Source organism: Amycolatopsis sp. NPDC003861 (assembly GCF_053605405.1).
Map to the genome: position 1 here is coordinate 1 of NZ_JBSGJD010000292.1, position 11,078 is coordinate 11,078.

The following is an 11,078-nucleotide window of genomic DNA, read 5'->3' on the forward strand; positions in this document are numbered from 1 at the left end:
GGTAAGGCGGGTTCTAACCCGCCTTACCACTCACGAGAACCTGCGCCGAGGCCAAGCCGTGGAACACCGGGTGGGTCTTCCAGCGCACTGCGCCCACCCGGCAGCCGCCGCCGAGGAGCTTCGCCAGGGCGGTGAGCGCGATCTCGCCCTCGGCCACCGCCATCCCGGACCCCGGGCACGCGTGCCGGCCGAGGCCGAACGGCAGGCCGTCGGTCAGCGCGATCGCCACCGGGCCGTCCGGGCCGAAGCGCAGCACGTACCGGGCCGGGCAGATCGCCGTCACCAGCTCCCGCACGGTCCGCGGGCCCGAAGCCGCGAGTTCCAGCCCGGCGCAGGCCAGGAAGTTCAGCGAGTTCTCGTAGGCCGCGTGGGCCAGCACCACGGCGTTGATCGTCAGCTCGTCCTCGTCGAGCCGGCCGGCCGCGCGGGCCTCCCGCAACGCCGTCAGCCCACCCGGCCCGGCCACCGTCCGGCTCAGCTGCACGGCCAGCCGGAACGCCGACGCCTGCCCAGCTCGGTCGACGCCGCCGAAGACGTCCAGGTTCGCCGTCGTCGCCTCCAAGTGGTCCAGGAAGACGTCGTCCAGCTCGACCCCGAGCACCGCCGACGTCACCAGCCCGGCCACCGGCCGCGCGAAGTCGCGCACCAGGTCGAACGCCGGCCCCAGCCCGGCCACCACGGTCTCGATCGACGTGCGCAGGGAGGCCGGGAACGGCTCCAGGCCGGCGATGATCTCCCGCAGCACCGCGCGCACGCGGGTGTGCTCTTCGCCGTCCCGCAGCAGCACGCTGGGGGAGCCGCCGCCGGGATCCGACGTCAGCTCGGGCGACCGCAGGGCCCGGGCGCACGCGTCGCGGCCGGAGACCACCGCGATGCCGTGCCGTTCGAACTCGTCCATCGCTTCGACACGGTAGGGCAGGATGGGCCCGTGCCGCCCGCAGAAGTCCCGGATTACGTCCTCGCCACGCCGTTCACGGACCACCTGCTCCGCAACGCCGGCGAAGACCGCCCCGCGTTCACCTGCCGCACCTTCCCCGGACCGGCCGACCACACGCTGACCTGGCCGCAGCTGCTCGCCCGCGTCCGCGGGGTCGCCCGCGAGCTGCGGCGCCGCACCCGGCCGGGCGACCGGGTGGCGATCGTCGCGCGGCAGGACCTCGGCTACGTCACCGGCTTCCTCGGGACGCTCTACGCGGGGCGGATCGCGGTGCCGCTGTCCGTCCCGACCGGCCGCACCGGCCGTGCGCGGATCGAGTCGGCGTTCGCCGACGCCACCCCGGCGGTGTGCCTCACGTCGAAGGACCTGGCCGGCCAGGTCCCGCCGGTCACCGTGCTGGTCCTCGACGACATCGAGCCCGACGAGACCGAGCCGCCCGCCGCGGTGGCGATGACCGATCCGGCGTACCTGCAGTACACGTCCGGCTCGACGCGCCGCCCGGCCGGCGCGGTGATCTCGCACCGCGCGCTGGTGGCCGCCTGCTGGCAGACCACGCGGTGCTACCGCGCCGACGCGTCGACCCCGCTGGCCGGCTGGGTGCCGTTCTTCCACGACATGGGCCTGGTCCTGCTCATCGGCACGCCCGTCTTCCTCGGCTCGCGGTCGGTCTTCTTCACGCCGATGGAGTTCGTGCGCGACCCGCTGCGGTGGATCCGGCTGCTGGCCGAGCTCCCGGGCGTCGTCACCGCCGCGCCGAACTTCGCCTTCGACCTGGCGGCCGAAGCGGCGGGGGACCTCGAAGCCGTCGACCTCTCGCGGGTGAACTCGCTGCTCAACGGCAGCGAGCCGGTCCGCCCCGCCACCGTCGAGGCGTTCGAACGCGCCTTCGCCCCCTTCGGGCTGCCGCGGGCCGCGCACAAGCCGTGTTACGGGCTGGCCGAGGCGACGGTGTTCGTCACGAGCGCGGGCGACGAGGGGCCGACGATCACGGCGTTCGACGGCGAGCCGCGCGTGTCGGTGGGGCGGTCGTTCGGCCAGCGGATCCGCATTGCCGACAAAGAGATCCAGGTGTCCGGGCCGAACATCGCCGACGGCTACTGGGGCCGGGACGACGTGCTCGCCCCGGACGGCTGGCTGCGCACCGGCGACCTCGGCTTCGTCCACGACGGCGAGCTGTACGTCACCGGGCGGCTGAAGGACCTGATCATCGTCGACGGCCGCAACCACCACCCGCAGGACATCGAGGCCACCGTCGAGGCCGCGCACCCGGGCGTCCGGCGCGCCGCCGCGTTCGCCGTGCGGGACGGCCGCGGCGAAGGTGTCGCGGTCGTGGCCGGGTGCGTCACCCGGGACGAGTCGGTCGAGACGGCCGTGCGGCGGGCCGTGTCCGCGGCCCACGACCTCCCGCTGCGGGCCCTCTGGCTGGTGCGGCCGGGCGAAGTGCCGCGGACCTCCAGCGGCAAGGTGTCCCGCGCCGCGGCCCGCGAACGCTGGTGGGGTGAGAATGGGCGCCATGAGTGACCCGGGGGCCTACGTCGACGAGATCCGGCGGATCATCGGCTTCGCGCTGGAGATCCCGCCCGAGCGGCTCAGCGAAACCACGCCGTTCGACGACCTCGGCCTGACGTCCCGGCAGCGGATCCAGCTGCTGTCCCGGGTCGAGGTGACCTACGGCGTCTCGGTCGACATCGACGAGCTCGACCGGCTGGTCGACATCCGCGGCGTCGCCGAGGTGATCTCCGAGGCGGTCGCCGCGCAGCGCGCCGGCGGGTGAGTCCCGGGCGGGTGCACTTCGCGGAAGCGCAGGTCCGGCGTCCGGGCGGACGCTAGACTCTGTGTGCATCTGCGACGGCACCGAACGGTGTCCGGGCGCGTCACAGTCCCGGAACGTCAGCGCGGAGTGCGGGATCGAAGGGGGCAGCGACCATGCCGAACGGCTACGAAGCGAGTTCGGAGGCGATGACGCGGGCGCAGATCCGCCTGGCGGACGTCGCCGACGACCCGGCGAACGAAGCGAAGAAGGTCGCGCCGACCGAAATCATCGCGGGGGACTTCGGTCGCGTGCACCAGGAGAGCTTCGGCAAGTACAAGGCCGGGATGGACGAGATCGGCGCGGGCATGACCGGGCTGTCGAACGCCCTGCTCAACCTGGGCAGCGGGATCGGGTCGGCCGGCGCCAAGTACACCGCGCAGGAAGCGAACGCCGGCGCGACGGCGAACCAGGCCGGGGGTAACCGCTGATGGCCGAATGGGCTGAGATCAAGAAGGTCCTCGACGACCCGAACGTCTCGATGGAAGCCAAGTCCAAGCTGATGGAGGAGTACAGCGAGGACACGGTCAACTTCAACGAAGAAGAAGAGGCGTACGCCGCCAAGTACATCGAGAACTACACCGACAGCGTCAGCTTCAACGACGACTGGCTGCCGGGTTCGTCGTCCGATGTCGACGAAGCGCTGAAGGAAGCGCAGCAGGAAGCGGCGGCGAAGAAGCAGGAACACGAGCGCGACACCGCCGCGCGGGACCAGGCGAAGAAGAACCTCGACGGCATCGGCACGCCGACGCTGGGGGCCGGCGCGAAGAGTTCCGACGAGCAGCTCGACCAGGGCAACGTCGCGGTCGACATGCTGGCGAAGTGGACCGACGAGGTCTGGAACCAGATCAAGGGCGACAACCCGAAGAAGGATTCCCAGAAGGAGCTCAAGGACAAGTTCCACGAGAACCGCGGGATCCAGTACCAGAAGTTCCTCGGCGACGCCGACGACCTGAGCAAGGCGCATAAGGTCGTCGAGGACGCGCTGACGAAGAGCGACACCGAGCTCCAGACCCTCTTCGACGCGTGGAAGGGCAAGGGCGCCAACGCGGCGGAGATCAAGTACGACGAGACGATCAAGCCGCACGCCAAGGAGCTGTCGGCGCAGATCGACGGCGCGGCGAAGCTGATCCCGCAGACCGTCACGCACGTCTTCGACGCCGTCAAGAAGAAGGTCGACGAGGTCCTGCAGCTGCACCGCCCGGTGATCGCCGAGGCCGACATCCCGATGGCCAAGGACGTCCTCAAGGTCGCCAACGGCGAGACCGAGGAATTCGACGACTTCATGAAGGTCGCCGGCTGGATCGACGCCGTGAACGCCAAGCACGGCAACAATTCGAACCTCGCCGAGCGCCTGCAGAACGACGACGGCTGCTTCAACGACGAGAACATCACCTACGGCCGGAACGTCTGCCGCTACTGGCGTGACGGGGCCTTCTCGACCGAGTACCGGAGCCTGATCGCCGCGTTCGACGGGTCCTGCAAGGCCGCCAAGGACACGATCGACCAGCAGTTCGGCGCGCTCGCGCGGTACATGGACGGCTACCGCAACCAGCTCACCGAGGCCAAGAACGAAGGCGGCGGCGACCAGACCGGGAACACCGGCAACACGGGCAACACCGGAAATACCGGCAACACGGGCACCGGTAGCACCGGCAGCACAGGGAGCACCGGCACCGGGAGCACGGGCAGCACCGGCAGCGGCTCCACGACGCCGTCGGCGGCCGAGCCTCCGAAGGCCGAGGAGCCCGCGAAGCCCGACGAGGGCAAGAACCCGATCACCGGCAAGCCCCTGGAGGTCGACCCGTCGACCGGCGAGCCGTACCCGATCGACCCCAAGACCGGCGAAGCCATCAAGGACATGGACGACACGGACACGGTGTCGGTCAAGAAGGGCGACAACACGATCACGATGTCCGAGCCCGACAAGGAGGGCAAGCAGGACATCTCCGTGGACGACGGCCAGGGCCACAAGAAGGACTACCACCTCGACTGGGGTGACGACGACAAGGCCAAGGACGGTGCGGGCAAAGACGCCGCCGCCGACGGGGACAAGGCGTCCTTCGGGCCGCAGGGCAGCCAGCAGGCGGTCAAGGAAGGGCAGCCTTCGGCCGACGGCTCCTACAAGCCGGGCCCGGACGGCAAGATCCACATCCAGGACGGCAACCTCAAGATCACCGCGGAGCGGCCGGAGGGCCCGGACGGCCCGACGATCGTGACGGTCGACGACGGCAAGGGCGAGCCGACCACCTACACCCTGGACGAGAAGGACGACCCCAAGGCCGGGGACCTCAAGGGGGACGGCCTCAAGGCGGACGTCAAGCCGGTGGCCGTCGGCGCGGACATCCCGCACGACGCGAACGCCGAGTCCCCGCTGACGAAGGACCCCGCGCCGCCGAACCCCGACCCGGGCTTCACCCGCAGCGAATGGGCCGGCGGGTTCACCGCGCCCGGCGGCTTCGAGGGCGACCTCGGCGGCGGGGGCAGCGTCGGGGCCGAGCCCGCGGTGGCGACCGCCGACGCGGGTGCGTCGGCCGGCACTTCCGCAGACGCGACCACGACGGCGGGGGCGAGCAACTTCGGTTCGGCCGTCACCGGCGGCGGGTCGCCGGACTTCGCCGGGGCCGTCTCGCTCGACCCGGGCGCCCAGACGGGCAGCGACGCCTCGCTCCCGATGTCCGACGGCGGCGGCGGGCTCGGCGCGACCCCGGTCGACGCCGGCCTGCACCAGGCGGCCGCGAGCTCGTCGGGCATGAGCGGGATGTCCGGCATGGGCGGGATGGGGATGATGGGCGGCATGGGCGGCGCCCCGGGCGGTGGCGGCGGCGACCAGCAGCGCGGGCCGAGCCAGTACCGCATCGAGGGTGGCGTGTTCGAGACCAGCGGCGCGAAGGGCCGGATCAGCGGCTCGCTCGACGACGAGGGTGACCGTTCGATCCGGTACGACCGGTGACGAGGGCCGAGGAGGGCCGATGAGCAGCGCCGAAGACCGGTATCGCGCGGCGATCTCGACGATGGACGCGGCGGCGCGGGAGCAGGACGAGCAGCGCGGGCTGCGCGAACGCCGGCTCGCCGAGGCCCAGCAGCAGGCGCGCGAGGGCATGCGGCAGGAGCTGGCCGCCGCGCAGAAGTACGCCGAGCACATGGACGAGCTCAACAAGCGCAAGCAGAGCGCGGGTGGCTGGGCGACGGAGAAGACGCTGGCCGACAAGTCCCGCGAGTCGCTGATGGAGTTCGGCGTCCACGACGAAGAGGCGGACACCGGCTACACGAACTACCCGACGCCGAGCTACGGCACCCCGGTCGCGGCGGCCCCGCCGCGCCCGGAACCGGCGCCGGAACCGCCGCCCGCGCCCGAACCGCCGCGGCGGGGCAGGCACGCGCGTCAGCCGGACGACGAGGACGACTTCTCCAGCACGAGCTGGCTGGTCTGACCCGAGGCCCGCCTGCGTCAGCGGGCGGGCTCTTCTTCGCGCTCGATGGGGGCGCGCTTGACGTCCGCCTCGAGCAGTGGCCGGTACTTGTCGGTGCCGGTCAGGTGGGTGAGGAAGAAGGCGGTGAACAGCGCGCGCGTGAGCTGCTGCGTCTTGCGGTGCGGCTTGCCGTGCATGAACAGCTGCGACCAGTGCCGGCCTTCGGTGACACCCAGGTGCGACGCCTTGCCGAGGAACCGCAGCTGGACGTCATCGCCACCCCAGGCCCCGGCGATCGCCTCGGCGTGCGCGACGGCGGGGGCGACCAGGTCGTCTTCGGCGGCGAGGTGCAGGCCGGGAACGGTGATCGCCTTGGCCGACTCGGTGGCCGGCGGGAGCGTCTGAGCCGCGGTGATGGTGGCGACGGCCTTGATCTTCTTGCTCTCGGCTTCCTGCGCCGCGGCCAGGACGGCGGACCCGCCACCGGTCGAGTGCCCGGCGAGGCCGAGCTTGCCGGGATCGACACTGATGCCGTCCGGCCCGAGCCGCACGGTGGTGACGACGTCGAGCGTGGTCAGCAGGTCGGCGGCGAGCAGCCGGTGCGAGGGCAGGGGACCCCTTTGCGTGGCCGGCGCGGCGGCGACGATGCCCCAGCTGGCGAGGTGCCGCAGCAGCTCCCGGTACCGATCGGGCGGCTGCAGCCACCCGTGCCCGAAGGCGACGGCGGGCAGCCCGAGCCCGGCGCGCGGCGTGAAGACCACGCCGGGCAGCCCGACCAGGGCGAGGTTGCCCCGCAGGACCTCGTGCGGACCCGGGTGCGTCAACTCCGCGAGCAGCTGCTTGGGCTTGCTGGCCATGCGGGGAACCCTACTGTGCGAGCCCACCCCCGGCGCGCCCGCCGCCCCGGCGCGCCGCTCGCCACCCGCGGCTGCCAAGTCGGCTCGTGGCTGGTCGCTCCTCGGGCCCGGGCCGCTCGCGGACTCCGCCTGCCCCCGTGCGCCGCTCACCCGGCGGCATCGCATCCCGCCTGCCCCTTGCCCAACCGCCCAGGTGCCTCACCGCCGACGCGAACGGAACGCTGACGGCACAGCCGGCCCCCACCCAGATCCCCCCACCACCCCGATACGAAGCCAAAAACGCGGACGGTAGTGCCGTGTCAAGGCATCTTTCCCGCCTTGACACGGTGCTGCCGTCCGTAGTCACAATCAGGCTTCGGGGTGGTGGCCAACGACTCGCCAGAACCCAGCGGCCACCCCAAGCCGCACCAGAGCCCCCCAGCGGGCTGCTTCGATGTGCCGCCCGGCGTGGTCACCCCAGTGCGCTGCGCAACCCGCCGGCGGGGGCGCCCCCGGTCTTCCACTCTACCGGCAGCCACCGACAATTCCGCCCGCCCAAGCACCCGCCGCACCGCATTGGTTCGAACCACCACAGCCGCATACCCGCAGGTCGGAGGCCGTGAGCCCACCCCGTCAACCCGCTGAATGTCCCTCGTTAGGCTGGTGTGCGTGTGTGGAATCGTGGGATATGTCGGGCACCGCCCGGCTCTGGACGTCGTCCTCGGTGGGCTCCGGCGCATGGAGTACCGCGGTTACGACTCCGCCGGTGTCGCGGTCCTCGACGGCGCCGGCGCGCTGACCGTCGAGCGCAAGGCCGGCCGGCTGGCCAACCTGGAGACGCGGCTCGACGAGGTCGGCCGCGAGCACTTCGGCGGCACTGCCGGCATGGGGCACACCCGCTGGGCCACCCACGGCGCCCCGATCGACCGCAACTCGCACCCGCACCGGGACGCCTCGCAGCGCGTCGCCGTCGTGCACAACGGCATCATCGAGAACTTCGCCGCCCTGCGTGCCGAGCTGGAAGCCGACGGCGTCGAGATGGCCAGCGACACCGACAGCGAGACCGCCGCGCACCTCATCGCCCGCGCGTACACCGACGGCGACACCAAGGGCGATCTCACCGCCAGCGTCGCCGCCGTCTGCCGGCGGCTCGAAGGGGCGTTCACCCTGGTCGTGACGCACGCCGACCAGCCGGACACGATCGTCGCGGCGCGCCGGTCGTCGCCGCTGGTCGTCGGGGTCGGGGACGGTGAGCACTTCGTCGCCTCCGACGTCGCCGCGTTCATCGAGCACACGCGCGAGGCCGTCGAACTCGGGCAGGACCAGCTCGTCGTCATCACCCGCGAGGGCTACGACGTCCTGGACTTCCACGGCGACGCCGCCCAGGCCAAGCCGTTCACCGTCGACTGGGACCTCTCCGCCGCCGAAAAGGGCGGCCACGAGTACTTCATGCTCAAGGAGATCGAGGAGCAGCCCGAGGCGCTGGCCAACACGCTGCGCGGCCACTTCGAGTCCGGCCGCATCATCCTCGACGAGCAGCGCATCTCCGACCAGGACCTCCGCGACGTCGACAAGGTCTTCGTCGTCGCCTGCGGCTCGGCCTACCACTCCGGCCTGGTCGCCAAGTACGCCATCGAACACTGGACGCGGCTGCCGGTCGAGGTCGAGCTCGCCTCCGAGTTCCGCTACCGCGACCCGGTCCTCGACCGCGACACGCTCGTCGTCGCCGTCTCCCAGTCCGGCGAGACGGCGGACACGCTCGAAGCCGTCCGGCACGCGCGCGAGCAGAAGGCCCGCGTCCTCGCCGTCTGCAACACCAACGGCGCGCAGATCCCGCGCGAGTCCGACGCCGTCCTCTACACCCACGCCGGGCCCGAGATCGGCGTCGCCTCGACCAAGGCGTTCCTCGCCCAGATCGCGGCCAACTACCTGGTCGGCCTGGCGCTGGCGCAGGCCCGCGGCACGAAGTACCCGGACGAGGTCGCCCGCGAGTTCGCCGAGCTGGAGGCCATGCCCGCGGCCGTCCAAAAGGTACTGTCCACTGTGGAGCAGGTGCGCGACCTCGGCCGCCGCATCGCCGACTCCAAGGCCGTCCTCTTCCTCGGCCGGCACGTCGGCTTCCCGGTCGCCCTCGAAGGCGCGTTGAAGCTCAAGGAACTCGCGTACATGCACGCCGAGGGCTTCGCGGCGGGCGAGCTCAAGCACGGCCCGATCGCGCTGATCGAGGACGGCCTGCCGGTCGTCGTCGTGATGCCGTCGCCCAAAGGCCGCGCGGTGCTGCACTCCAAGCTCGTGTCGAACATCAGCGAGATCCAGGCGCGCGGCGCCCGCACGATCGTGATCGCCGAAGAGGGCGACGAGACGGTCCGGCCGTTCGCCGACGAGCTCATCGAGGTCCCCGCGGTGCCGACGCTGCTCCAGCCGCTGGTGTCCACCGTGCCGCTGCAGGTGCTCGCCGCGGAGATCGCCCGCACCCGCGGGTACGACGTCGACAAGCCGCGTAACCTGGCGAAGTCCGTCACAGTCGAGTAAGCGGAGGCCCCGCCGTGCAGGGAATCTGGACCACGGAACGGATTCGCGAGGCGGAGGGGCGGGCGTTCGCCGTCACGCCCGAGGGCGAGCTGATGCGGCGGGCGTCGTTCGGGCTCGCGGTGCAGATCGCGGACCTCCTGGAGGACCACACCGGCGGCGTTTCCGGCCGCCGGGTCGTCCTGCTGGCCGGCTCCGGCGACAACGGCGGCGACGCGCTCTGGGCCGGGGCGTTCCTGCGCCGCCGCGGGGTCGCGGTCACGGCCATCCTGCTCAAGCCCGAGAAAGCGCATGCAAAAGGCCTCGGGGCGCTCAAGCGGGCCGGCGGTCGCGCGGTGCCCGCCGCGGACGGTCCACAGTGGATCGCGCAGGCCGACGTCGTCGTGGACGGCATCATCGGCATCTCGGGCAAAGGCGCCCTGCGCCCCGACGCCGCGCGGCTGGTCGAGCTGGTCGAAGCCCCGATCGTGGCGGTCGACCTGCCCAGCGGTGTCGACCCGGACACCGGCTCGGTCGACGGCCCCGCCGTCAAAGCCGCCCGCACGGTGACCTTCGGCGTGCTCAAGCCGGTCCACGCCCTCGCGCCCGCCCACTGCGGTGAGGTTGTCCTCGTCGACATCGGCCTCGAGCTGGCCGAACCCGATCTCCGGCGCCTCGACATCGTGGACGTCGCCGCGGCCTGGCCGGTGCCCGGGCCGGAGGACGACAAGTACAGCCAGGGCGTGGTCGGCGTCGCAGCGGGCTCGGCGACGTACCCGGGCGCGGCGGTGCTGGCCGCAGGCTCGGCCGTCCGGGCGACCTCGGGCCTGGTGCGCTACGCGGGCCACGCGGCGGACGTCGTCCGCGCGCAGTGGCCGGAGGTCATCGCGACCGGCACGGTCGCCGACGCGGGCCGGGTCCAGGCGTGGGTGGTCGGGCCGGGCATCGGCACCGGCGCGGAGGGCCGGGACGTGCTCCGCCACGTCCTCGGCCAGGGCGTCCCGGTCTGCGCGGACGCCGACGCGACGACGATCATCGCGAAGTCCCCGGACGTCCAGGACGCCCGCGACCCGGACACCCCGCTGGTCCTGACCCCGCACGCGGGCGAGTACGAGCGCCTGATGGGCCGGAAGCCCGGCGCGGACCGCGTGACGGCGGCGCGCGAAGCGGCGAAGAAGTACAACGCGGTGGTGCTGCTGAAGGGCCACTGCACGGTGATCGCCGCCCCGGACGGCCGGGTCGCGGTCAACACCCCGCGCGGCGCCTGGCTGGCCACGGCCGGCTCGGGCGACGTCCTGTCGGGCCTGGTGGGCGCCCTGCTGGCGGCCGGCCTCGACCCTTGGCTGGCCGCGGCGGCCGCGGCCCACGTCCACTCGCTGGCGGGCGCGATCGCCGCCCAGAACGCCCCGACCTCGGCATCCGGCCTGGTCCACGCGATCCCGGAGGCCATCCGCTCGATCCGCTCGCTGACGTCCTGACCGGCCCCAAGCGCCCCAATGTGGCGTTGGTTGCGCTCAATGCACCGAACGCCACATTGGGTGCGTTGGACGCACCCAACGCCACATTGGGGCGCT

The 11,078-nt window shown here is 72.3% G+C and carries 9 protein-coding genes; 7 read left to right on the top strand and 2 right to left on the bottom strand.

Features of this window, described 5'->3' with window-relative positions:
* Nucleotides 1-13 precede the first annotated feature (13 nt).
* Nucleotides 14-898: a cytochrome P450 gene (locus tag ACWEVN_RS41905; protein WP_452054983.1), complete on the bottom strand. Its 885-nt coding sequence runs from the start codon at nt 896-898 to the stop codon at nt 14-16.
* 30 nt (nt 899-928) lie between these two features.
* Between ACWEVN_RS41905 and ACWEVN_RS41910 the strand changes: the two genes are divergently transcribed.
* From ACWEVN_RS41910 to ACWEVN_RS41930, 5 genes are all read left to right on the top strand, one after another.
* Nucleotides 929-2,458, top strand: a complete 1,530-nt coding sequence (locus ACWEVN_RS41910) for a fatty acyl-AMP ligase (protein WP_452054984.1) — start codon at nt 929-931, stop codon at nt 2,456-2,458.
* Nucleotides 2,451-2,711 carry an acyl carrier protein gene (locus ACWEVN_RS41915; protein ID WP_452054985.1) on the top strand — a complete coding sequence of 87 codons (261 nt, stop codon included), beginning with the start codon at nt 2,451-2,453 and terminating at the stop codon, nt 2,709-2,711. Before ACWEVN_RS41910 ends, ACWEVN_RS41915 begins: the two co-directional genes overlap by 8 nt.
* Nucleotides 2,712-2,863: 152 nt before the next feature.
* Complete coding sequence (locus ACWEVN_RS41920; protein ID WP_310967640.1) at nt 2,864-3,178, top strand: hypothetical protein; 315 nt, start codon at nt 2,864-2,866, stop codon at nt 3,176-3,178.
* Nucleotides 3,178-5,700, top strand: a complete 2,523-nt coding sequence (locus ACWEVN_RS41925; RefSeq protein WP_452054986.1) for a WXG100 family type VII secretion target — start codon at nt 3,178-3,180, stop codon at nt 5,698-5,700. Before ACWEVN_RS41920 ends, ACWEVN_RS41925 begins: the two co-directional genes overlap by 1 nt.
* Before the next feature lie 19 nt (nt 5,701-5,719).
* A complete protein-coding gene (locus ACWEVN_RS41930; RefSeq protein WP_452054987.1) occupies nt 5,720-6,181 on the top strand; it encodes a hypothetical protein in 462 nt (153 codons plus the stop codon).
* 17 nt (nt 6,182-6,198) lie between these two features.
* On the opposite strand, the gene ACWEVN_RS41935 is transcribed toward ACWEVN_RS41930, so the two are convergent.
* Nucleotides 6,199-7,017 (bottom strand): dienelactone hydrolase family protein, encoded by an 819-nt coding sequence (locus ACWEVN_RS41935; protein WP_452054988.1) that lies wholly within the window; start codon nt 7,015-7,017, stop codon nt 6,199-6,201.
* Nucleotides 7,018-7,665: 648 nt separating this feature from the next.
* Between ACWEVN_RS41935 and glmS the strand changes: the two genes are divergently transcribed.
* Complete coding sequence (glmS, locus tag ACWEVN_RS41940; protein ID WP_449686882.1) at nt 7,666-9,528, top strand: glutamine--fructose-6-phosphate transaminase (isomerizing); 1,863 nt, start codon at nt 7,666-7,668, stop codon at nt 9,526-9,528.
* Between the two features lie 14 nt (nt 9,529-9,542).
* On the top strand, nt 9,543-10,982 hold the full coding sequence (locus ACWEVN_RS41945; RefSeq protein ID WP_452054989.1) for an NAD(P)H-hydrate dehydratase: 1,440 nt from the start codon (nt 9,543-9,545) through the stop codon (nt 10,980-10,982).
* The last annotated feature ends 96 nt before the right edge of the window (nt 10,983-11,078 follow it).